Source organism: Pseudomonas sp. 210_17 TE3656, assembly GCF_054821965.1.
Genome location: NZ_JBTRBC010000001.1, coordinates 2,825,103 through 2,845,840, shown reverse-complemented (window position 1 = coordinate 2,845,840; position 20,738 = coordinate 2,825,103). Strand labels below are relative to the sequence as shown.

Annotated in this window: 21 protein-coding genes; 13 read left to right on the top strand and 8 right to left on the bottom strand. The window is 62.7% G+C overall.

Translation table 11 applies throughout. The features are described from left to right. From ACVI9W_RS13300 to ACVI9W_RS13250, 11 genes are all read left to right on the top strand, one after another. Positions 1 to 1,050: a hypothetical protein gene (locus ACVI9W_RS13300; protein WP_461530233.1), complete on the top strand. Its 1,050-nt coding sequence runs from the start codon at positions 1 to 3 to the stop codon at positions 1,048 to 1,050. Next, complete coding sequence (locus ACVI9W_RS13295) at positions 1,047 to 3,008, top strand: vWA domain-containing protein (RefSeq protein WP_461530232.1); 1,962 nt, start codon at positions 1,047 to 1,049, stop codon at positions 3,006 to 3,008. The genes ACVI9W_RS13300 and ACVI9W_RS13295 overlap by 4 nt, the downstream gene beginning before the upstream one ends. A 5-nt stretch (positions 3,009 to 3,013) precedes the next feature. Next, positions 3,014 to 3,712: an ABC transporter ATP-binding protein gene (locus ACVI9W_RS13290; protein ID WP_461530231.1), complete on the top strand. Its 699-nt coding sequence runs from the start codon at positions 3,014 to 3,016 to the stop codon at positions 3,710 to 3,712. After that, entirely contained in the window at positions 3,696 to 4,919 is a 1,224-nt protein-coding gene (locus tag ACVI9W_RS13285) for an ABC transporter permease (RefSeq protein ID WP_461530230.1), read from the top strand. Before ACVI9W_RS13290 ends, ACVI9W_RS13285 begins: the two co-directional genes overlap by 17 nt. 91 nt (positions 4,920 to 5,010) lie before the next feature. After that, on the top strand, positions 5,011 to 6,462 hold the full coding sequence (locus tag ACVI9W_RS13280) for a formylglycine-generating enzyme family protein (RefSeq protein WP_461531832.1): 1,452 nt from the start codon (positions 5,011 to 5,013) through the stop codon (positions 6,460 to 6,462). Positions 6,463 to 6,504: 42 nt separating this feature from the next. Continuing rightward, positions 6,505 to 7,224 carry a hypothetical protein gene (locus ACVI9W_RS13275; protein WP_461531831.1) on the top strand — a complete coding sequence of 240 codons (720 nt, stop codon included), beginning with the start codon at positions 6,505 to 6,507 and terminating at the stop codon, positions 7,222 to 7,224. 9 nt (positions 7,225 to 7,233) lie between these two features. Beyond that, entirely contained in the window at positions 7,234 to 7,737 is a 504-nt protein-coding gene (locus tag ACVI9W_RS13270; protein ID WP_461530229.1) for a hypothetical protein, read from the top strand. A gap of 44 nt (positions 7,738 to 7,781) precedes the next feature. Next, entirely contained in the window at positions 7,782 to 9,026 is a 1,245-nt protein-coding gene (locus ACVI9W_RS13265) for a vWA domain-containing protein (protein ID WP_461530228.1), read from the top strand. 12 nt (positions 9,027 to 9,038) lie between these two features. Further along, a complete protein-coding gene (locus ACVI9W_RS13260) occupies positions 9,039 to 10,313 on the top strand; it encodes a VWA domain-containing protein (protein ID WP_461530227.1) in 1,275 nt (424 codons plus the stop codon). A 509-nt stretch (positions 10,314 to 10,822) separates the two neighbouring features. Further along, positions 10,823 to 11,281: a DUF805 domain-containing protein gene (locus tag ACVI9W_RS13255; protein ID WP_461530226.1), complete on the top strand. Its 459-nt coding sequence runs from the start codon at positions 10,823 to 10,825 to the stop codon at positions 11,279 to 11,281. Between the two features lie 176 nt (positions 11,282 to 11,457). Continuing rightward, on the top strand, positions 11,458 to 11,898 hold the full coding sequence (locus ACVI9W_RS13250; protein WP_038605394.1) for a CBS domain-containing protein: 441 nt from the start codon (positions 11,458 to 11,460) through the stop codon (positions 11,896 to 11,898). Positions 11,899 to 11,914: 16 nt separating this feature from the next. Here ACVI9W_RS13250 and ACVI9W_RS13245 read toward each other — a convergent pair whose 3' ends face one another. The 3 genes from ACVI9W_RS13245 to ACVI9W_RS13235 form a co-directional block, all read right to left on the bottom strand. Beyond that, a complete protein-coding gene (locus tag ACVI9W_RS13245) occupies positions 11,915 to 12,553 on the bottom strand; it encodes a hypothetical protein (protein WP_038605392.1) in 639 nt (212 codons plus the stop codon). Positions 12,554 to 12,616: 63 nt separating this feature from the next. After that, the gene (locus ACVI9W_RS13240) at positions 12,617 to 12,856 is read right to left on the bottom strand and encodes a DUF2789 domain-containing protein (protein WP_038605390.1); all 240 of its coding nucleotides are present in this window, start codon (positions 12,854 to 12,856) and stop codon (positions 12,617 to 12,619) included. Positions 12,857 to 12,916: 60 nt separating this feature from the next. Beyond that, entirely contained in the window at positions 12,917 to 13,375 is a 459-nt protein-coding gene (locus ACVI9W_RS13235) for an aminoacyl-tRNA deacylase (RefSeq protein ID WP_038605387.1), read from the bottom strand. A 102-nt stretch (positions 13,376 to 13,477) separates the two neighbouring features. Between ACVI9W_RS13235 and ACVI9W_RS13230 the strand changes: the two genes are divergently transcribed. After that, on the top strand, positions 13,478 to 14,863 hold the full coding sequence (locus ACVI9W_RS13230; RefSeq protein ID WP_461530225.1) for an NfeD family protein: 1,386 nt from the start codon (positions 13,478 to 13,480) through the stop codon (positions 14,861 to 14,863). A 2-nt stretch (positions 14,864 to 14,865) separates the two neighbouring features. Continuing rightward, a complete protein-coding gene (locus ACVI9W_RS13225; RefSeq protein ID WP_157190718.1) occupies positions 14,866 to 15,612 on the top strand; it encodes a slipin family protein in 747 nt (248 codons plus the stop codon). A 101-nt stretch (positions 15,613 to 15,713) separates the two neighbouring features. Here the strand turns inward: ACVI9W_RS13225 and ACVI9W_RS13220 are convergent, their stop codons facing one another. The 5 genes from ACVI9W_RS13220 to ACVI9W_RS13200 are packed head-to-tail and all read right to left on the bottom strand — an operon-like array spanning position 15,714 to position 20,731. Next, positions 15,714 to 17,114 carry an efflux transporter outer membrane subunit gene (locus ACVI9W_RS13220; RefSeq protein WP_461530224.1) on the bottom strand — a complete coding sequence of 467 codons (1,401 nt, stop codon included), beginning with the start codon at positions 17,112 to 17,114 and terminating at the stop codon, positions 15,714 to 15,716. Then, a complete protein-coding gene (locus ACVI9W_RS13215; RefSeq protein WP_038605378.1) occupies positions 17,111 to 17,986 on the bottom strand; it encodes an efflux RND transporter periplasmic adaptor subunit in 876 nt (291 codons plus the stop codon). The genes ACVI9W_RS13220 and ACVI9W_RS13215 overlap by 4 nt, the downstream gene beginning before the upstream one ends. Next, positions 17,983 to 18,195, bottom strand: a complete 213-nt coding sequence (locus ACVI9W_RS13210) for a DUF1656 domain-containing protein (protein WP_461530223.1) — start codon at positions 18,193 to 18,195, stop codon at positions 17,983 to 17,985. Before ACVI9W_RS13210 ends, ACVI9W_RS13215 begins: the two co-directional genes overlap by 4 nt. Continuing rightward, a complete protein-coding gene (locus tag ACVI9W_RS13205; protein ID WP_461530222.1) occupies positions 18,192 to 20,282 on the bottom strand; it encodes an FUSC family protein in 2,091 nt (696 codons plus the stop codon). The genes ACVI9W_RS13210 and ACVI9W_RS13205 overlap by 4 nt, the downstream gene beginning before the upstream one ends. Further along, positions 20,279 to 20,731, bottom strand: a complete 453-nt coding sequence (locus ACVI9W_RS13200) for a MarR family winged helix-turn-helix transcriptional regulator (RefSeq protein ID WP_038605374.1) — start codon at positions 20,729 to 20,731, stop codon at positions 20,279 to 20,281. The genes ACVI9W_RS13205 and ACVI9W_RS13200 overlap by 4 nt, the downstream gene beginning before the upstream one ends. Positions 20,732 to 20,738: the final 7 nt, after the last annotated feature.

Below are 20,738 nucleotides of genomic sequence, written 5' to 3'. Positions count from 1 at the left end.
ATGGGTATCAGAGTTGATGTGCTGCCGTTGATCGAAAACACCCCTGGCCAGGGGTGGTTGCGGATCAGTGGCTGGACGGGTGCCAGCGAGGGGCTGGAATATTCGGTGCAAAGCAGCCAGACCCGCGACTTTCTGCACCCGGGCAAGCAGTGGACCAACGTTGCCCACGGTTTCCAGCTGATCGGCCTGGCGCCGGCAGAGGGGGCAGACGCGTTGCAGGTGGTGGTCGGCCCGGAGCTGATCGACCCGCTGCTGGCCGCCAGCGGCACCGCCAACTTCCGCATCACGCTGAACAACCCGGCCCTGGGCCAGAGCGAAGCGACCATGGTGCGTCTGGACAAGCACCTGCTTGCTTCGATCGCCTCCACCGGTGCGAAAAAGCCTGAGCCCGTGCCAGCGCCCGCAGCTGTTCCGCCGCCACCGCAGATTCCTGAGCCCGTGGTGGTCGCTGAGGCACCAGCACCGGTGGTTGAAGCACCGGTGATTGCTGAACCCGCTCCTGAGCCGATTCCCGAGCCAGCTGTAACACCGCCACCTGCAGCGCCTGCGAAGAAGAATCGCTGGCTGCTGCCGTTGCTGCTGTTGCTCGTGCTGCTAGCGATTGCTGCCGGTGCCTGGTGGTTTATGCAACAGCCCAAGCCTGCAGTTGCAGAGCAGCCCCCTACAACGACAAGCACAACAACCACGCCGCCTACAGCCGAAGCCCAACCCTGCACGCTGGAAAGCATGCAGAGCCAGCCTGAACTGGCGTTCGTCCAGGGCTGCATCCAGAAGGCACCGGGCAGTGCTGCCCTGCTGGAAGTGATCAACCTGGCCAAGGCCAATAACCAGTGCGCGGTCGCTCAGCGTTTGTACGCCAACCGTGCGCAAAGCGGCGACATCCAGATCGCTACCGCCTACGCCCACGAGTACGACCCCAAGTACCACCAGCCAAGCGAGTGCTTCAAAGCCCCTGACACCGCTACCGCCGCGTACTGGTACGAGACCATTCTTGGCTTCGACGCCAACAACGCCGACGCCAAACAGCGTTTCGAGGAGCTCAAGCCATGAGTCTGCAGCTGCGCGGCCTGGCCGCTGCCTTGTTGGCGATCAGCCTGAGCCCGACCCTGCAAGCGGCCGACCAGCCGCTACTGCAAGCCGGCAAAAAGACCCTGTTCCAGCGCGTACTGACCACCCCGACCTGCAAATTGGGTAACGCTGCAGGCGATGCTGCCGGTACCGCCCAACCTGCCTTCAGCCGCTTTTACGTGTATGAGCGCAGCAGCGCCGGTAGCCAGGAATGGCTGCGCGTCGGCCCCGACACCCAAGGCAAGAGCATCGGCTGGTTGCCGGCCGATTGCACCGTCGAATGGAAAATGCAGCTGACCCTGGCCTTCACCAACCCGGCCAACCGCGACCGGCTGATGTTCTTCAAGGACCGCAGCCAGCTGGAGGGCATCCTCGACGCGCCGGACCCGGTCAGCCAGGTCGCTCCGCTGCGGGCCAAGCTCAAGCAAGGCAGCGATGCACCCGGCGTACTGGCCCAGGAGCCGGAGTATTTCGTCGATCTGCAGAAAAACTTCTACCTTCTGCCGGTACTGAGCGGCGAAGAGGTGATGACTGAAGAGGGTTTCCGTACCCGCATTCTCAACGTCGCCTCGGTGAGCAAGGCCGACGCCGCCAGCGCCAGCGCTCCGGCTGCCAACGCTACTGCCGCAACCAAGACACAGATGAAAGCCTTCAGTGCCGCGGTAGTATTCGTAATCGACTCGACCATCTCCATGGACCCGTACATCGATCGTACCCGCGAGGCGATCAAGCGGGTGTACGCACAGATCGAGAAGGAGAACCTGGGCAAGCAGGTCAAGTTCGGCCTGGTCGCCTTCCGCTCCAGCACCAAGGCCGTACCCGGGCTTGAGTACGTCAGCAAGATGTACGCCGACCCCAACACCGTCAAGGACGGCGCCGACTTCATGGCCAAGGTCGCTGACCTCAAGCAGGCCAAGGTCTCCAGCAGCACCTTCGATGAAGATGCCTATGCTGGCGTCATGCACGCGGTAGACAAGGTCGACTGGAGCCAGTTCGGCGCCCGCTATGTGGTGCTGATCACCGACGCCGGCGCCATCGACGGCACCGACAAGCTGTCGGGCACAGGACTTGGTGCAGAGCAGGTCAAGATCGAGGCCAGCAACCCTGGCGTCGCGCTCTACACCCTGCACCTGAAAACCCCGAGCGGCATGAAAAACCACAGCAGCGCCGAAGCCCAGTACCGGACCCTGTCGAACTACCCGGGCACCAACACTTCGCTCTACTACCCGGTCAATGCCGGCGACGTAGAAGCCTTCGGCCGCAAGGTCGATGGCCTGGCTGCCGCCATCACCCAGCAGGTGAAATCGGCGTACCTGGGTGAAGACGCCATCGGTAGCGCGACCAATGCCAAGGCCGACCCGGCCGAGCAGAAGATGCTCGAAGACGCCGCGTTGATTGGCCATGCCATGCAACTGGCTTACCTCGGCAAGACCACCGGTACCCAGGCGCCACCTGTGTTCCAGGCCTGGATCAGCGACCGTGACCTGATCAAGCAGAACCTGCCGACCACCGATGTGCGGGTGCTGCTGACCAAGGCCCAGCTCAGCGACCTCAGCGACGTGCTCAAGCAGATTGTCGATGCCGCCAACGAAGGCATGATTTCGCCAAGCGAGATGTTCACCCGCCTGCGTTCGGTTGCCGCCACCATGGGTGCCGACCCGAACCAGCTCAAGCAGGGCTCGACCACCCGTGTCGCCGACCTTGGCGTGCTCGGTGAGTACCTGGAAGACCTGCCTTACCAGAGTGAAGTGCTCAATCTGGATGAAGAAACCTGGAAAGGCCTGGATGGCCTGGCTCAGGAAAAATTCATCCGCAACCTGAGCACCAAGCTGCGCCACTACCAGCGCTACAACGCTGATGTGGACCGCTGGGTAGCGCTGGCGCCGGGTAGCGACAGTCGCGACAACGTCTACCCCGTTCCGCTTGAAATGATGCCCTGATCCCGATGCTGGATATCAAAGGACTGCTGGTGGTGCGCGGACAAGGCCCGCAAGCTCACCGGGTGCGGCTCGACACACTGCAGCTGCGTCAGGGAGAGATCTGCGCGATCACCGGTGAAAGCGGTTGCGGCAAAAGCACGCTGCTGGAAGCCATCGGCCTGCTGTTGGCGCCACAGTCGCTGGGCCGCTATCACCTTGGACCAGAAGCTCTGGACGTAGCGCAGTTGCTGGCCGAGGACCGTCAACCGGACCTGGCGGCAGTGCGCTCGCGGCAGTTGGGTTTCGTCCTGCAGAACGGCGGCCTGCTGCCGTTTCTCAATGTGCGCGACAACATCCACTTGCCGCGGCGGATGCTTGGGCTCTCTGCTCGCAGTCACGCCGTAGACCAGGCGATCGATGCCTTGCGCCTTGGCCCCCTGCTCGACAAGTTGCCCCAGGCCCTGTCCATTGGCGAGCGTCAGCGCGTCGCCTGCGTCCGGGCAATCGCCCACGAGCCGCGCCTGTTGCTGGCCGACGAACCCACCGCTGCCCTCGACCCGAACAATGCCCGGCGCCTGTTCGAGCTGTTGCTCAACCTGGTCAGCGAACTGGGCCTCAGCGCCCTGGTGGTGTCGCACGACTGGGCGCTGATCGAGAGTTTCGGCCTGCCGCGCCTGGGTGCGGTCAATGGCGAAGGAGAGACGCGCTTTGAACCCCTGGCATAAGCGTCTCGGCTTGCTGATGCAACTGTCGCTGGCCGACCTCTGGCACGACCGCAAGGTAACCCTGTGCATGGCCGCCTCGCTGGTGGCGGTGATCGCCCCGCTGCTGCTGTTGTTCGGCCTCAAACATGGCGTGGTCAGTCAATTGCAGGAAGAACTGCTCAGCGACCCCCGCAATCTTGAGATCAAGATGCTCAGCAGTGGCCACTATGACCGCGAATGGATTGAACAGCTGCGCCAACAGCCACAGGTAGCTTTCGCCATCGGCCAGACCCGCTCGCTCAATACCCAGGCTGACCTGCTGGGTGAGCGCGGACGGTTCGCCGATAACGTCGAAGTCATTCCCACCCAGGCCGACGATCCCTTGCTCAAGTCCCCTCTGAGCGCACTCCAGGGCGATCAGGTGATTCTCAGTGCCCGCGCTGCCGAGCGCCTGAGCGCCAAGGCCGGTGATAGCGTGCGCCTGCGCGTCGCCCGGCGCATGGACGGCGTCAATGAGCGCGGTGAACGTACCCTGCAGGTGCAGGCAGTACTGGAGCCCGCGCGCTTCGCCCGCCCCGCTGCGTTTGTCAGCCCGGAACTGCTGCTGGAGCTCGAGTATTACCGCGATGGCTATCAGGTCGCGAGCCTCGGTGGCGTCACCGGCAAAGGCCTGGACGGGGTGAAGGTCGGCTATGCCCGCGCCCGGCTCTATGCCCGCGATATCGATAGCGTCGAGCCGCTGGAACGCTGGCTCAACGCACAACGCATCGAGACCAGCAGCCGCTTGGCCGAAATCGACAGCGTCAAGGCGATCAACCATGTGCTGGGGCTGATCTTCGGGGTGATTGCCGGCGCCGCACTGATCGGCTGCATCGCCTCGCTGGTGGGCGCCTTCCTGGCCAACATCGATCGTAAACGGCGCAATCTTGCCGTGCTGCGTCTGCTCGGTTTCGGCAGCGCGGCAGTGGCCGGCTATGTAGTGCTGCAAGCGTTGCTGTTGAGCATCGTCGGTTACCTCGGCGGGCTGGGCAGCTACTTCGTCGGCAGCCTGCTGTTCGATCACCTGCTGGGCAGCAGTCAGGCCACCGGCACGTTCATCTGTCACATCACTGTCTGGCATGGCCTGGTGGCCTTGTTCCTAGCCTTCCTGGTCGCTGCCCTGGTCGCCTTGATCGGTGCCCTGCGGGCGATAAGGATTCAACCTGCGGAGAGTTTGCGTGAGCTTTAAAGCCTGCTGCCGTCTTCTGTTTGTACCTCTGAGTTTCGGCTACCTGCTTAACGCTTCAGCCGCGGCCTGGGAAGAAAAGCATTACAACCCGATGCCCGACGCCGATGATGTCGTGCTGCCGATGCCCTGCGACGGCTCGATGGTGTTTCGCAAAGTACTGATCCCGCTGGCCGGCCCCCTGGATGACTACCCGATCAACATCGGTCAGGACAGCGCCGAGTGGGGCTATGTGGAACAGACCCGGCCAGCTTTCATTTCCGGCAGTTTTACCAGCGCCAAGGGCGACAAGTCTCGTTACTACCTGATGGCCAAGTACGAGATGACCCAGCTTCAGTACCAGGCCCTGACCGATGACAACTGCCCGACGCCGTCCAACAAGCTGCGCCTGCCGGTGGTATCGATCAGCTGGCTGGATGCGCTGCAGGCCGCCGACAAGTACAACCGCTGGCTGCGTGCCAACGCCGCCGCCAAGCTGCCGAGCGAAGACGGCGCCCAGGGCTTCCTGCGCCTGCCCACCGAAACCGAGTGGGAGTTTGCCGCCCGTGGCGGCCTGCAGGTAAGCACCGCCGAATTCCGTGACGGTCGTTACCCGATGCCCGAAGGTTTGAATAGCTACGAATGGTACGCCGGCGCGCAATCGGCCAACGGCAAGTTGCAGCTCAGCGGCCTGCTCAAGCCAAACCCGCTGGGCCTGCACGACATGCTCGGCAACGCCAGCGAGATGATGTTCGAACCCTTCCGCCTGAACAAACTCGACCGCCAGCACGGTCAGGCCGGTGGCTATGTCGTGCGTGGCGGCAACTACCTGACGGCCGAGGGCCAGTTGCGCACCGCGTTGCGTCAGGAAGAGTCCTATTACAACGCCCAGGGCCCGGTGACCAAGAAAACCAATGGCCTGCGCCTGGCACTGGTCTCTCCGACCCTGACCTCACGCGAGCGTGTCAGCAGCATCGAGAAAAGCTGGAGCAAGCTGGGCAGCGACCAGCCGTCGGCCGACCCGAAAGACAAAGGCACCGTCAAAGCCCTTGAAGACCTGGCTTCCAGTGTCGAAGACCAAGGCCTCAAGGACCAGCTCAAGACCGTGGAAAACCAGCTGCGCGCGAGCAACCAGCAACAGCAGGAAGCCCGCGACCAGGCAATCCGCGCCAGTCTCAACCTCGGTGCCTTCCTCTGCACCAAGATGCTTGATGACGGCCAGTACCTGGACTTTTTGCAGAAAAACTACGCCGCCAACTGCAAGGCCGGCGAGGAAGACCCTACCTGCGGCATGCGCAAAACCAAGCTGGACGAACAAAACGATCGCCTGCACAAGCTCAGCCGTTACTACGCCAGCTCGCTGGTCGACTCGGGCTCGCTCTATGGCCAATCGCTGCTCGAAGCCCAGATTCCAGTGCTCGAAGGCGTGCTGACGGCCAACAAGAATCTTTCGGAACTGACGCCTTACCTGCGTACCCACTGGAGCAACCAGGCGGCGTTCCTCAAGACCCAGAAAATCGACATCAACGCCTGGCTCAAGAGCTGCAAGGCCGTTACTCATAATTAACCGCGACCAAGGAAAGCAAACGTGAACACGAACAAGCCAGGTATGACTCGGATGTGGATGGGCCTGATGATGGCGTTCAGCCTGGTGCTGAGCGGTTGTGCCAGCACAGGAAGCTCGTTGCTGGGTGACAACACCCCCGGCACCGCCGACCCGCGTCTGACAACGGGTAACGACGCCAAATTCTTCAGCACTTCGGGCTATCAGGCCTGCGCCGTTGCTGCCGCCGGTGGCGTGCTGGCCTGCACCCTGTCCAATTCCAGCAACAAGGCAGTCTGCGCAGTCGCCGCAGGTCTGGCCGCCTGTGGCGTGGCCATGGGTGCCAACTACTACCTGGATGACCGTCGTGCCAAATACGCCGACACTACCCAGCGCCTCAACGTGATGAGCGCGGATGTGCAGAAAGAAACGGCCAAAGTGGCCGAACGCACCAGCACCCTGCAACGCGTGATCAACGATGACAAACAGCAGATCGCTGCTATCGAGCGCGATATCAAGGCCAAGACCGTCGACAAGGCCAAGGCCCAGGAGAACATCGCCAGCATCGACAAGAACCTCACCTTGATGCGCAAAGATGTGAAGAACATGCAGACGCGTATCACCGAGTTCCAGAACGTTGCCAAACTCGAGCGTGAAAGCGGCTCCAACCAGGCCGAAGTGCAGAAGGTCGAGGCTGAAATCGCCAAGATGAACAACAAGGTCGCATCGCTGCAGCAAGAGGTCGACGGCCTCTACAGCCAGCGTTCGGCTATCACCCTGGGCTGAGGACACGTCATGTTCGTACGAATCGGTCTTTGTGCACTGGTGCTGACCACCCTGGCCGGCTGCGCGACCACCGCGTCGCAATGCAGCCCTTCCAATAGCGATGCCAGCCTGATCAGCAAGCTCAACTGCGATTACGGCGGCGGCTATGCCGAGCAAGTGCGCAACAGTGAACAGGAACTGGTTGCGGCTCGCGAGCAGAATCGCCAGTTCAACCAGGTCTATGACCAGCTCAGCGCGCTGCAGGCCTCGACCCGTCAGGACCTGGCCACCCAGCAACGCCAGCAGGCCAGCCTGGAGAAGTCGCTCAATGGTTTGTTGAGCACCCTCAAGGCTCGGCACGGCAACAAAAGCGATGTGCAGCAGCAGATCGCCGGGCTGGAAAAACAGCTCAAGGCAGGCCAGAACGCGCCGGCGAAAAATGCCAACGCAGCCCAGGTTGAAGCCCGCAAGCAAGAACTCAAAACCCTCCAGCAGCAGGTCAGCCGCCTGCAATTGAGCCTGGGTTACGAGTAAGCCCCTCGGCAGCTTCGGCTGCCGATCTTTTTCAGGATTCCATCATGCAGCGGGTTACCCGTGATACCGGGCCGGACCATTCGGGCCTGGCCGATCTCGTACAGACAGTCGCGATCATCACCAAGCACTTTCCGCCCAGCGTTGCCCAACTCTACGCCATCCCTCGCACAGGCAAGGACGGCGCTCGGGAGTGGTGGTCTGAACTGGAGGGACAGCCACGTCGGTATCACGAGCTCAATGCCGAGCAGCAAGCAAGTTTGTCGAGCCTCTACGAGCAACGCCAGGACGCTATCCGTCAGTTGGCCACAGCGCTGGAACAGCGCGGACAGACCGGCGAGGCCGCGGCTTTGCGTCGCCTGATCGGCCCGGCAGATCTGGATAACCTCTACAGCGTTAATGGCTACCCGTTGCTGGTGCGTTGGGATGAGCCTGCGCCGGTGCCAGCACCGCCAGCACCGCCGCCACCGCCGCCTGTCGCCCCCCCTGTGGCCAGGAAGCGCCGCTGGTGGATCTGGCTGCCCTGGTTCCTGCTGCCATTGCTGGCACTGCTGGCACTGCTGGCGGCGTTGTGGTTCGGCTGGCCGTATCTGCAACGTTGGTTTGAGAGCGAGCCCGCAAAGCCGTTCGCGTGCCTCAAGGACCCCAAGGTGCAACCACCTGAACTGTCCGTGGTGCTCGATACCTCAGGCTCTATGCGACTCAGCGTCGATGCCACGCTGGAGGATGAAAAATGGTTCTTCGAGAACCAGGACAACCCTGCCCCTGACCTGGAGCGCTGGGCTCGAATCACCCGTGGCCCGCTACGCATGGACGTGGCCAAGCAATCGCTGACGCAAATGGTCAATGAACTGCACCCGGCCATCGACATGCGCATGGTGACCTTCGACGGTTGCCGCACCCCAGTGGACCACGGCGTGTTCAACCTGGCCCAACGCCCGGCATTGATTCAGGGTATTCAGGGCCTGGTCGCCGACGATGGCACCGCGCTCAGCGCCAGCCTGGAGGCCGCCGCACGCAACATGAACGGGCGTGACCGTGATGGCGTGATAGTGATGTTCGTCGACGGTGCCGACGGCTGCGGCCAGAACGTGTGCGAGGTGGCACAACGCATCGCCCGCGATCAGCCACGACTGAAGGTCAACCTGATCAACATCAGCAACAACAGCCTGGCCGACTGCATCGCCACCAGCACCGGTGGTCAGGTCTACTCGGCGAACGATGCCGCGCAGCTGGCGGTGGCGCTTGAAGCGGCCAGCCAGGACGTTTCCAGCAAAGCCAACTGCGACTAGAGAGCCGAACGTATGCAACGAGTATTGCGCGATACCCAGGCCAATCCGGAAGCAGCCTCGGTGCTGGAGCAGACTGTAGGGCTGATTCGTCAGCACTTTCCGCCCAGCATCGCCCACCTGTACGCTATCCCGCGTCAGGGCCGTGACGGTGTGCTGGAGTGGTGGTCGGCGCTTGAAGGTCAGCCGCACCTCTATGCCAGCCTTGATCACGAGCAACAGGCGCAGTTGCTCAAGCGTTATGACGAGCGTCAGGCCGCGGTGCAACAACTGGCCCAGGAGCTTGACCGCCGAGGTCAGGCGGGGGCGGCCCAAGCGTTGAGCAAATTGATCAACGCTGCGGACCTGAACAACCTGTACAGCATCAACGGCGAACCCTTGGTAGTACGCTGGGGCCAGCCCCAACCGGTGCTGGCGCCGCCAGTAGCACCAGCCTCCCCCGCTGCCGCACCCCAGCCTGCTCCCGCGCCACCCCCACCACGTCCACCGCAACCGGCGCCGCGCCGTCGGCCCCTGGTCCTCTGGCCCTGGCTGTTGGGTCTGCTACTGCTCGCTGCGTTGTATTGGCTCTACCTGTACTGGCCTTCGGTGCGCCAATACTGGCAAACGACAACGTCGCCAACTGTCTGTGCACCAGGTGGCGCCTTCCAGCCCTCCGAGTTTGCCGTGGTGCTCGACACCTCCGGCTCCATGGATGAGCGGATCCGCATCAAGCGCGAAGACGAACAGTGGTACATCAGTTTGTTGCGCAAGGTGCCGTTGCTGGAAGAGTTATTGCCCTACGACAGCAAGCAGCGAATATCACGTATGGATGTCGCCAAGAGCTCACTGAGCACGGTGATCCAGAACCTGGACAAGGGCATCGATATGCGCCTGGTCACCTTCGATGGTTGCCGCGCGCCCCGGGATCATGGCGTATTCGACCCAACGCGGCGCAGCGACCTGATCACCCGAATCAACCAGTTGCAGCCGCAGGGCGGGACAGCGCTGGGCATCAGCCTGGAAGCTGCGGCCAGTCAAATGAACGGCCGGGATCGCGACGGCGTGATCATCATGTTCGTCGACGGCAGCGACAGTTGCGGGCAAAGCGTGTGTGCAGTCTCGCGGCGGATTGCCGAGCAACAACCGCGGCTGCGTATCAACATCGTCAACATCAGCGCCAGCACCGGTTCCAACTGTGCAGCAGAAAATACCGGAGGCCGGGTCTACACCGCCAACGATGGCGCAGCGGTAGCTTCAGCATTGCAAGAGGCTAGCCTGGAGGTTTCAAGCGCAGCAGGTTGTAATTGAGCATCGCGAAGTTGCCGGCTGGTGGCGACCGGCAGCCTCAACGTGTCGCCACTGTTTCGCCACCAATGGAATAATGGGTAAACTAACCAGCTAATTTCTGCTGCACACGCATACCAGGAACGATCAAAAAAGGGTTTGTCATGGCAATGGTGTTATGCCGCGGTTGCGCCAAGCAGATACATGAAACGGCACCTTCCTGCCCCCAATGCGGTGCACGCCAGCATCCTCCGAGCTACCTTCGGCCTGCCAATCCGTCCTCCCCCTGGATGGGCATCGTTTCCCTGATGTTCGGGATTTTCTGCATACTTTCCCTGTTTGGTGACACCCAATGGGACAGTTACAATTTGCTCGGAATAAGCCTGTTTGCAATAGCCAGCCTGGTCCTGGGCAGCATCAGCATCTTGCAGCGAAAGCCTGGAAGCAGCATGGGCATTGCCGGCGTTGTCATATCGGGCATTTCGCTCTTTATGCTTATAGGTATTTCAGTTAGTTAATGTGAGGGATAACAAGTGAATATGGTTTTTTGCCGGGGCTGCGCCAAGAAAATCCATCAGAGCGCCGTGACCTGCCCGCAGTGTGGGGCGCCTCAAGGCATTGCGGCAGCTGCTGCAGTTTCGACAACTGCACCAGATGCCACGGGTAACTGGTATATCGCCGTACTGAAAAAGTACGCCGTATTCGCCGGCCGTGCGCGCCGCAAAGAATACTGGATGTTCTGCCTGATCAACTTCCTGATTTCCTTTGGCATTGGCTTCGTTGAAGGCCTGACAGGCATCAATGATTCGATCTCAACGCTGTACTTCCTCGCAATATTGGTCCCAGCCATCGCTGCCGCAGTTCGTCGTATGCACGATACCGACCGCAGCGGCTGGTGGTTGCTGCTGCCATTCGCCAACATCGTGTTCCTGTGCCAGGACAGCACGCCAGGCCCTAACCGCTTCGGCCCGAACCCGAAGGGTATCGCTTGATCACGCATTGATCAGGTTTTAACAAAGCGGCCATCCTTGGCCGCTTTTTCGTTTGCGGGCCTGCCAATGACGTTTTTCAATCGCATCGATGCCGCTTTCTCCCTTGCTCTGCGGCCATCTGTACACGATTCTGTAGGTATCTGCCGTCATCCACTTCCAGCATCGCAGAGGCCTCTATGAAAACCGTGGCACAGCTCCTGAAAACCAAAGCCGAGAAGCATCACCAGGTGCACACCATCGCGCCGGATCAGATGGTGCTCGATGCACTGAAGTTGATGGCCGAGAAGAACGTCGGCGCCTTGCCGGTGGTCGAGGGCGGCCAGGTGGTGGGGATCGTCAGTGAGCGCGACTACGCGCGCAAGATGGTGCTCAAGGGCCGCTCGTCAGTAGGCACCCCGGTCAGCGCAATCATGAGCGCGCCGGTGATCACGGTGGACCCGCAGCAGAACATCGATTACTGCATGAACATGATGACCAACAGCCACCTGCGGCACCTGCCGGTGGTGGAGAACGGTGAGTTGCTGGGCTTGCTGTCGATCGGTGACCTGGTCAAGGAGGCCATCGCCGAGCAGGCCAACATGATTGCGCAGCTGGAACAGTACATTCGCGGCGATTGACTCGCCGCGACACCCCTCAGCGATATTCGGTCTCCAGCTCATCAAGCTGGTGATCGAAGCTGCGCAGGCGCGCCGACCAGGTGTACACCAGCACTTCCAGGTCGCGGTTGAGCACCGCGCCTCCGCGCCCGCTGCTTTGCTGCGAATCGCACAGGTCCAGTTGATAGCGCTCGCGGGCCATGGCGGTGGCGACAGTGGAGAGTTCACGGGCGTTGTCCAGCCAGTGGCGGCGCAGGTCGTGGGTTTCCTTGTCGAGCTCGCGGCACTGGCGTTTCAGGGCTTCGAGGCTTTGCTCCAGTGGCGTGCCTTCAAGCTCGCCCATGACTTCCTGGAAGGTTCGCCCCGGTTGCCAGTAGCTGCCCCAGAAGTAGCGGTCGAACACGGTTTCGACCCGACGCAAGGCAACCTTGGTGTTCCAGATCGCCACCAGCGTGCGCCCCTGGGCCAGCTGACGCTTGCTGACCCGCAACTGCTGCCAGGCAATCCAGGCCAGGGCTGTCAGCGCCAATGCCCCGATCACGCCACCGGCGGCGTAGAGAAACACCAGGGCCTGGTTCAGTTGATAGCTTTCTTTGACACCATAGAAATAACCGGCGGTCAGCAGGCCCAAGGCGGTCACGGCACACCAGAAACCGACGGCATAGGGATCTTTCATTGCGCTATCCCCCTGTTGTTTTTTCCTGAGCATAGCAACGCCAAACGCCGGTATCAGTGCCGCTCAGCGTTTATTTCGCAAGGCCTCATTGAGCTGGTCGAACATCACCGCCCAGTCGGCATCTTCCTCGATACTGTCCTTGAGAAACGTCCTTTGTGCCTCCGTCCAGAAGGGTGCATCGACCAGTTTTATCTCGTTCTTGAGCGGCGAATGGCTGGTGATGAACTGGTCTATGCCGACGGGATCGTCGGGCAGTCCCAGCTGTTTGAACAATTCCGAAAACTTGTGATTGGGTGCTTCCATGGGTCACTCCTTAGGGCCAGACCGGTCGTCCACGACGCCAGCCTGGCAGTGGGTTGATCATCAGCAAACCTCACGCACTTCGGCGTTCGGCACCAGTTTCAGGTACTGCGTCATGTTCATGTGGATCAGGTGGTCGTGATCGCCGGCCTCGACATAGATATCCCCCTGGCGAGTCAGCGTCGGGTCCACCAGCATCTTGATCGAATACGCATCACCCAGCGCCGGGATGGCGCCACGCTCGCAATCACCGAACAGATGAGGCAGGTTGCTTTCAATCGTCATGTGCCACTGGCCGGTGGCCTGTACCTTGCTCATGTCCAGGTGACGGTTGGCGGGTAGTACAGCCATCAGGTAGTTGCCATGGCGGTCGTCGAGCATGACCGACTTGGCCACTCTTTCAGCGGGTACCCCGGCCATGCGCGCCGACTCAAGGCTGGTGGATGAGTGCGCGTGAGGAACGATGTCATAGTCGCAGCCGGCCTTGTCCAGGCACTGCTGCAGGGTTTTTGCCATACGCATGATGCACCTCCGGATACAGCTCCCCCACTTCTGAAGTTTAGGCCGTGCTGCCGTGGGCAGCGGACTAAACTTATTGGACACGCACAAACCGGGTGAACTCAGGTGATCGCTCGCTGGTGTCGGCACCTGCTCTTGCTGCTCTTGCTCGGCGCGCTGCCCGGCGGTCAGGCAGCGCCCGGCGATTCGGTGTTGGTGCTCAGTATTAACGACGCCATCGGACCGGCCAGTGCCGATTATCTGATTCGTGGTCTGCACCAGGCCGAAACCGACCAGGCGCAGCTGGTGGTGATCCGCCTCGACACCCCGGGCGGGCTGGACAGCTCGATGCGCGAGATCATCAAGGCGATCCTGGCCAGCCCCGTGCCAGTGGCCAGTTTCGTCGCCCCCAGTGGTGCCCGGGCGGCCAGCGCTGGCACCTATATCCTTTACGCCAGCCACGTCGCAGCCATGGCCCCGGGCACCAACCTCGGCGCCGCTACCCCGGTGCAGATCGGCGGCCTGCCCGGCACGCCGAAAGACCCTGGAGCACCACCGGCAGCGCCAACGGGCGACAAGCAACCGGCACCGAGCGAACAGGACACCTTGACCCGTAAACAGGTCAACGACGCCGCCGCCTATATCCGTAGCCTGGCGCAGATGCGCGGGCGCAATGCCGACTGGGCCGAGCAGGCCGTGCGTGAAGCGGTCAGCCTGCCTGCCAGCGAAGCCCTGCGTCTGAAGGTGATCGACCAGATTGCCAACGATCTGCCCGACTTGTTACGCCAGCTCGACGGTAAGTCCCTCGAAGTCGCCGGGAAAACCGTGCAATTGCAGACTGCCGCCGCGCCGCTGATCGAGCGCCAGCCAGACTGGCGCACGCGCTTGCTGGCGGTGATCACCAACCCCAGCGTCGCGCTGATCCTGATCATGATTGGCGTCTACGGCCTGATGTTCGAGTTCATGAGCCCAGGCTCCGGGGTCGGCGGCGTGATCGGCGGTATCTGTCTGTTGCTGGCCCTGTATGCCCTACAGCTGCTACCGGTGAGTTACGCCGGGGCGGCGCTGATTCTGCTCGGCGTGGCCTTCATGATTGCCGAGGCGTTCATGCCCAGCTTTGGTGTGGTCGGTTTTGGCGGCATCGTCGCCTTTGTGGTGGGCGCGGTGATCCTGATGGACACCGATGTGCCCGGCTTCGGCATTCCGCTGCCGCTGATCCTGTTCCTCGCGCTGTTCTCGGCACTGCTGCTCGGTGGCGTGCTGGGCATGGCCATGAAAGCACGCAAACGCGCGCTGGTCAGTGGCGATGCCGGGCTGGTCGGCAGCCTGGCCACGGTGATGGCGGTCAATGACAGCGATCCGTACATCGGCTCGGTGCAGGTGCAGGGTGAACAGTGGCAGGCCTACAGCCAGACGCCGCTGCAAGTGGGGCAACACGTCCGGGTGATCTCACGCAAGGGCGTACTTCTGGACGTCAGCGCCGCAGCAGACGCTGTGGCGCAAGGAGACTGAAGATGTTTTTCGAACTGGGCATTGGTGCGTTGCTGGCATTTGCTGCCGTGCTGTTACTGTCGGCGTTTCGCATTCTGCGTGAGTACGAACGGGGCGTGGTGTTCCAGCTCGGGCGTTTCTGGCGGGTCAAGGGGCCGGGGTTGGTGCTGCTGATTCCCGGGGTCCAGCAAATGGTCCGGGTCGACCTGCGTACCGTGGTCCTCGATGTGCCGCCGCAGGATGTGATCACCCGTGACAACGTCTCGGTCAAGGTCAATGCCGTGCTGTACTTTCGCGTGCTCGACCCGCAGAAGGCGATCATCCAGGTCGAAGACTTTCTCATGGCCACCAGCCAGCTGGCGCAGACCACCTTGCGCGCGGTGCTCGGCAAGCATGAGCTGGATGAGTTGCTGGCTGAGCGTGAGCGCCTGAACCTGGATATCCGCCAGGTACTGGACGCGCAAACCGACGCCTGGGGCATCAAGGTGGCCAACGTCGAGATCAAGCATGTCGACCTCAATGAATCGATGATCCGCGCCATTGCCCGCCAGGCCGAAGCCGAGCGCGAGCGGCGGGCCAAGGTGATCCATGCCGAAGGAGAACTGCAGGCCTCGGAGAAACTGATGCAGGCGGCAGAAATGCTCGGGCGCCAGTCGGGGGCCATGCAGCTGCGGTATATGCAGACCCTGGGCACGATCGCCGGGGACAAGTCGTCGACGATCGTCTTTCCGTTGCCGATCGAGATGCTCAAGGGGTTTGTGGATAAGTGATAGTGCCTTTGGGGGGACTCGGTGGGAGCGGGCTTGCCCCGCGATTGCGGTGTATCTGTCAGATCGCATCGCGGGGCAAGCCCGCTCCCACAGGCAGTGACCTACCAGCCACCACCCAAGGCGAGGAATAGCCCGATCTGCCCCATCGCCACCTGAGTATTGGCCATGGCCAGTTGCGCACGCATATCGGTATAGGTCCGCGTCGCCTGCAGATCAGCCAGGAACGACTCGCGCCCAGCCTGGTAGAAACGGTGGGTATGATCTGCCGCCTGCTGCGCCGAGCGCTCGGCGTCTGCCAGGGCGTCACGCCGCTCCAGCAATGCACTGTATTGCGCCAGGCTGGTCTGGGTTTCGCGGATGGCGTTGAGCACCACCCCGTCGAAATGCGCCAGCGCCGCCTGGGTCGAGGCCTCGGCCTCGCGGATGCGTGCACGCGAACCATTGGTTGGCACGGTCCAGGTCAACGCCGGGCCGAAGCCCCAACGGTTCGTCGCCGGTTCGCCGAGGTTTTCCAGGATACCGATGGTGCCGACCTGGGCACCGATGCTGATGTCCGGATAGAGCTGACCGGTAGCTACGCCGATGGTCGCCGTGGCCGCCGCCAGGCTGCGCTCAGCCTGACGGATGTCCGGACGCCGCTTGAGCAGCGCGGCGCCATCGCCCACCGGCAACACCTGGGCGATGTGCGGCAACTCGGCGCAATCAGCGGTGCCGGCTGGCAACTGCGCAACCGGTTTGGCCAGCAGCATCGACAGGGTATACAAGCCCGCCTCGCGTGCGGCCTGGTAGCGCGGCAGCTCGGCACGCAGCGACTTGAACTGGGTCTGCGAACGGGTCACCTGGGTTTCGTCGCCACGCCCGGCGTCGCGCAGACGCTGGACCAGATTCACGCTCTGCTCCTGCAGATCCAACGACTCACGCGCGATGTGGTACTCCTCGTTGGCCGCGCAGACCTGGGTGTAGGCGCGCACCACGTCGGCCACCAGGGTAATGCGTGCGGTATCGGCAGCGGCCTGGGTCGCGTCGGCATTGGCCTGGGCAGCCTCGACGCCACGCTTGAGGGTGCCCCAGAGGTCGAACTGGTAGGACGCGCTGATGATGGCTTCGCCGATGTTCGCCACCGGTACCTTCTCCGGCAGCAGGAAGGCTTCACCGGACTCCTGCAAGCGCTGCGCGCCCAGTTTTACCCCGCCGTTGAATCCGACCTGGGCTTGAGCTTCTTCGACCTGAGCACGCGCACGGGCGATATTGGCCGCCGCGACGCGCAATTCAGTGTTGGCCGCCAGGGCCTGGCTGACCAGCGTGTTCAGACGCTGATCGTGATACAGATGCCACCAGTTCTGCGGCACCGGCGCAGACACCACGCTGTGGGCATCCTGGCGCAACTCACCCTGCAGGTCGGCGCGCTGCATCGCCGCCTCCTTGGGCAGTGAGTAATCCGGCCCGACCATCTGGCAGGCCGACAGCAGCAGACTCACACCAAGCAGCGACAGGCGTTTCATTGGCCGTTACCGTCAATGATCGACACGGTCGCGGTACGCCCGGCAATCATGCGAAAGTCCGCCGGCACTTCATCGAAGGCGATCCGCACCGGAATCCGCTGGGCCAGACGCACCCAGCTGAAGGCCGGGTTGACGTTGGGCAGCAGGTTGGCACCGCTGGTGCGGTCTCGGTCTTCGATACCCGCCGCAAAGCTTTGCACATGCCCACGCAGGCGGGCGTTGTCGCCCATCACGCGGATATCCACAGCCTGACCGATGTGGATACCACCGAGCTTGGTTTCTTCGAAATAGCCATCGACGTGGTAGGACGCGCTGTCGACCACCGCCAGCACCGGCTTGCCGGCGCTGACAAACTCGTGGGCACGCGGTGCGCGGTCGTTGAGGTAGCCATCCACCGGGCTGCGCACCACCGAGCGGTCGAGGTTGAGTTGAGCAGCGTCCACCGCGACCTGGGCTTCGGCCAGCGCCGATTGCGCGCGGGCCTCGCGGGACTGGCTCTCTTCCAGTTGCTCTTGCGCCACCAGGTTGCCCAGGCCACGGTTACGCCGTGCCTCACGCTGAGCCTGGGCCAGGGTTTCCTTGCGCTCGGCCAGGGTCGCCTGGGCGTGGCGCAGCGCCAGCTTGAATCGGTCCTGGTCGATAGTGAACAGCACGTCGCCACGCTTGATCACCTGGTTGTCGCGGACCTCGACCTGCTGGATCAACCCGGACACGTCCGGGGCGATCTGGATCACGTCGGCACGGATATGCCCGTCCCGCGTCCAGGGGGCGAACATGTAATACATGACCATCTGCCAGACCAGTACGGTCGCCAGCGTCACTACCAGCAGGGTCAGGACCACGCGGCCCAGGGTCAATAAGGGTTTTTTCATGGCAGCATCAGGTTTCGGCAAAAGTGGTCGACCGTGCCGAGCAGCACGGCGTAAAGCGCAACGTTGAACAACGCCCGGTGCCAGACCAGGCGGTAGAAATGCACACGGGTAAGCACGGCGTGCACCCCGAGAAACATCAGGTAGGTGAGGACCATCATCACCAGCAGCGTGGGCAGGAACACCCCGCTGATATCCAGTTCACCGATCACAGGGGCGCTCCATCGATGCCGTAAGGCAGTTGCGGCTGGTCGCCAGAGGGTTCCAGCACCACCTCGACACCTGGCAGCAGCGCCAGGCGCAAGCCGCTCAAGGCATGCAGCAGGTGCACGCGGGCGTCGGCGCTATCCGCCAGGTCATTGAGGTTCAGGGCACGGCGCGCACGCTCCATGCTCTGCAGCAGCACTTCGGGGGCATGCAGGCGACGACGGGCGTCGAGGCAGGCCTGGAAGTGTTCACCGACCTCCTCCACCACTCGCTCCAGGCGCTGGCGTGGCAGCGCGCCGACCCGTGGCATATAGGCCAGCAAATCGAGCAGGTTCAGGCCCACGCGCAGATCGCGCAAGGCGCTGCCGGTGTCCTGGCCGGTCTGGGTCAGGCGCGGCAGGTGCTGCATCAGGCGGTCGAGCATCTGCACGCCGAGGCGCCGATGTTCGGCCAGGGTCGCAGGCCGGGTCATGCCGACGATGTCATGCCAGCTGAAACGCGTCAGGCGCTTGGCCGCCAGCTCGACGCCGAACGGCCGCATCACCAGGGTCCAGATGAAGGCGAACAACAGCCCCACCGGCCCGGCCAGGTTGGAGTTGATGAAGGTCAGGAAGTTAGCGTCGTAGGCGCCCTGGATACTGATGAACGAGGCGGTGTTGACGATGGTCAGCAAGGTGCCCAGGTAGAACTGCGGCTGTACCGTCAGGGTACCGACGCAGATGAAGGGCACGGCAAAGGCCAGCACCAGCATCGGGAAGTCGTGCAGGTTGGGCAGCACCAGAAACAGATAGAGGCTGGCGAACACCACCGACACCGCCGTCCAGAAAAAGAAGCGGTAAATCTGCGGCGCCGGGTCGTCCATCGCGGCAAAGAAGCTGCAGGCCACGGCGGCCAGAATCACCGCGCTACCGCCGTCGTTCCAGCCCGAGAGGATCCACAGGGTGGTGGCGGCGATGATGGCGGTCACGGTGGAGAATACCGAGTAGAGCATCAGGCCACGGTCGAAGAACGGCGTCAGCCGGCCCAGGCGCCAATGCCGGTACACCGCGCGCCAGGGCGACAGGTCTTCATTGCGGATGGCGTGTTGCAGGCTGCAGCAGTCCTGCCACAGATCGACCCACTCGGCCAGGCGGTAGAGCGCGTTGGACAGCAGCAGCGCGGCGCGCTCGTCGAGGGCGGCGGCGCTGGGCTGCATCGCTTCGAGCTGTGCCCGCAGGGTTGACCAGCGGCTCGGCGCGGCGTCGCTGGCAGTACTCTTCAACCATTCACGAGCCTGCTCCAGCAACGGTTGCAGCTGAGAGGCCTGGGCCGGCGCGCGCGCTTCGAGGGCCACCAGGGCATCGTCCAGCGCATCGACCACGGGCAACAGGTGGATCATCCGGCCGCGCAGTTCGCGGGCATTTTTCACCGTCTGCGAGCGTGCGCCTTCATGGGACAGTTGGCCAATCATCAACTCCAGGGAGTTGAAGGTGGCAACCATCGAAGCGCGCGAGGTACCCACGGTTTCGGCCGATGCGCTGCGGGCCAGAAAAGTATCGCTGTAGCGAATGGCCTCGTTGAACCAGTTGCCGGTGGCGCCCACCAGCACCGGCGTCAGGCGCCGCGGCCAGAAGATCGCCCCGACCACCGCGGCACAGACGATACCCAGGCAGATTTCCTGGGCCCGCGACGAGGCGATGTCGAACACCCTCAGCGGATCGTCGACCACCGGCAAGGCGATCATCGGCAAGGTGTAGCCCGCCAGCATCAGGGCATAGCTGTTGGCAGTGCGCAGGTGCAGAGAAAGAAACAGCAAGGTGCCGGTCCACAGGGCAATGGCCACGGTCAGCAGCACCGGCGTCTGCACCAGCAGCGGCACCATGAACACCGCGCCAGCCGCGCCCAGCAGGGTACCCATGGCACGGTACAGCGCCTTGGAACTGGTGGGGCCGACAAACGGGCTGGAGACGATGTACACCGTGGCCATGGCCCAGTAAGGCCGTGGCAGTTGCATGAGCAAGGCGATGTACAGGGCGATCATCGATGCTGCGAAGGTACGCACGCCGTAAAACCAGTCGCGCGCGGGCGGCAGGGTGCTGAAAAAGTCCTTCACGAAGACACTCCCGGGGTGCGCTGCGCGGCCTGTTCGAAGGCCCGCAGCACACGCAGGGTGGCCAGCAGATCGGCTTCATCGATGCCCTGCAGCACCTCCCGGCGCAAACGCACCAGCTCGCCCTCGATGGTTTCCGCCAGTACCCGGCCACTGTGGGTCAGGCTCAAGGCTTTGGCCCGGCGGTCCACCGGGTCTTCACTGCGGCAGACAAACCCGGCGTTGCACAACTGGTCGAGCAGGCGTACCAGCGAGGGGCTTTCAAGGCCGGCGGCCTGGGCCACCGCCACCTGGTGCACGCCGTCGCCCAGGCGCACGATCATCAGCAACGGCATGGCACAGGCTTCGGAAATACCGTAGCCGGCCAAGGTCGCCTGGCAGATCCGCCGCCAGTGCCGACCGGCCACCACCATACCGCTGCTGATGTTCAGGTGCAGTGCATCGAGAGTCATGAAGGGA

Excerpts from the sequence above, each read along its gene's own strand:
- ACVI9W_RS13300 (WP_461530233.1), top strand. The coding sequence starts at position 1 with ATGGGTATCAGAGTTGATGTGCTGCCGTTGATCGAAAACACCCCTGGC.
- ACVI9W_RS13295 (WP_461530232.1), top strand. The coding sequence starts at position 1,047 with ATGAGTCTGCAGCTGCGCGGCCTGGCCGCTGCCTTGTTGGCGATCAGC.
- ACVI9W_RS13290 (WP_461530231.1), top strand. The coding sequence starts at position 3,014 with ATGCTGGATATCAAAGGACTGCTGGTGGTGCGCGGACAAGGCCCGCAA.
- ACVI9W_RS13280 (WP_461531832.1), top strand. The coding sequence starts at position 5,011 with ATGCCCGACGCCGATGATGTCGTGCTGCCGATGCCCTGCGACGGCTCG.
- ACVI9W_RS13275 (WP_461531831.1), top strand. The coding sequence starts at position 6,505 with ATGACTCGGATGTGGATGGGCCTGATGATGGCGTTCAGCCTGGTGCTG.
- ACVI9W_RS13270 (WP_461530229.1), top strand. The coding sequence starts at position 7,234 with ATGTTCGTACGAATCGGTCTTTGTGCACTGGTGCTGACCACCCTGGCC.
- ACVI9W_RS13265 (WP_461530228.1), top strand. The coding sequence starts at position 7,782 with ATGCAGCGGGTTACCCGTGATACCGGGCCGGACCATTCGGGCCTGGCC.
- ACVI9W_RS13260 (WP_461530227.1), top strand. The coding sequence starts at position 9,039 with ATGCAACGAGTATTGCGCGATACCCAGGCCAATCCGGAAGCAGCCTCG.
- ACVI9W_RS13250 (WP_038605394.1), top strand. The coding sequence starts at position 11,458 with ATGAAAACCGTGGCACAGCTCCTGAAAACCAAAGCCGAGAAGCATCAC.
- ACVI9W_RS13245 (WP_038605392.1), bottom strand. The coding sequence starts at position 12,553 with ATGAAAGATCCCTATGCCGTCGGTTTCTGGTGTGCCGTGACCGCCTTG.
- ACVI9W_RS13240 (WP_038605390.1), bottom strand. The coding sequence starts at position 12,856 with ATGGAAGCACCCAATCACAAGTTTTCGGAATTGTTCAAACAGCTGGGA.
- ACVI9W_RS13235 (WP_038605387.1), bottom strand. The coding sequence starts at position 13,375 with ATGCGTATGGCAAAAACCCTGCAGCAGTGCCTGGACAAGGCCGGCTGC.
- ACVI9W_RS13225 (WP_157190718.1), top strand. The coding sequence starts at position 14,866 with ATGTTTTTCGAACTGGGCATTGGTGCGTTGCTGGCATTTGCTGCCGTG.
- ACVI9W_RS13220 (WP_461530224.1), bottom strand. The coding sequence starts at position 17,114 with ATGAAACGCCTGTCGCTGCTTGGTGTGAGTCTGCTGCTGTCGGCCTGC.
- ACVI9W_RS13215 (WP_038605378.1), bottom strand. The coding sequence starts at position 17,986 with ATGAAAAAACCCTTATTGACCCTGGGCCGCGTGGTCCTGACCCTGCTG.
- ACVI9W_RS13200 (WP_038605374.1), bottom strand. The coding sequence starts at position 20,731 with ATGACTCTCGATGCACTGCACCTGAACATCAGCAGCGGTATGGTGGTG.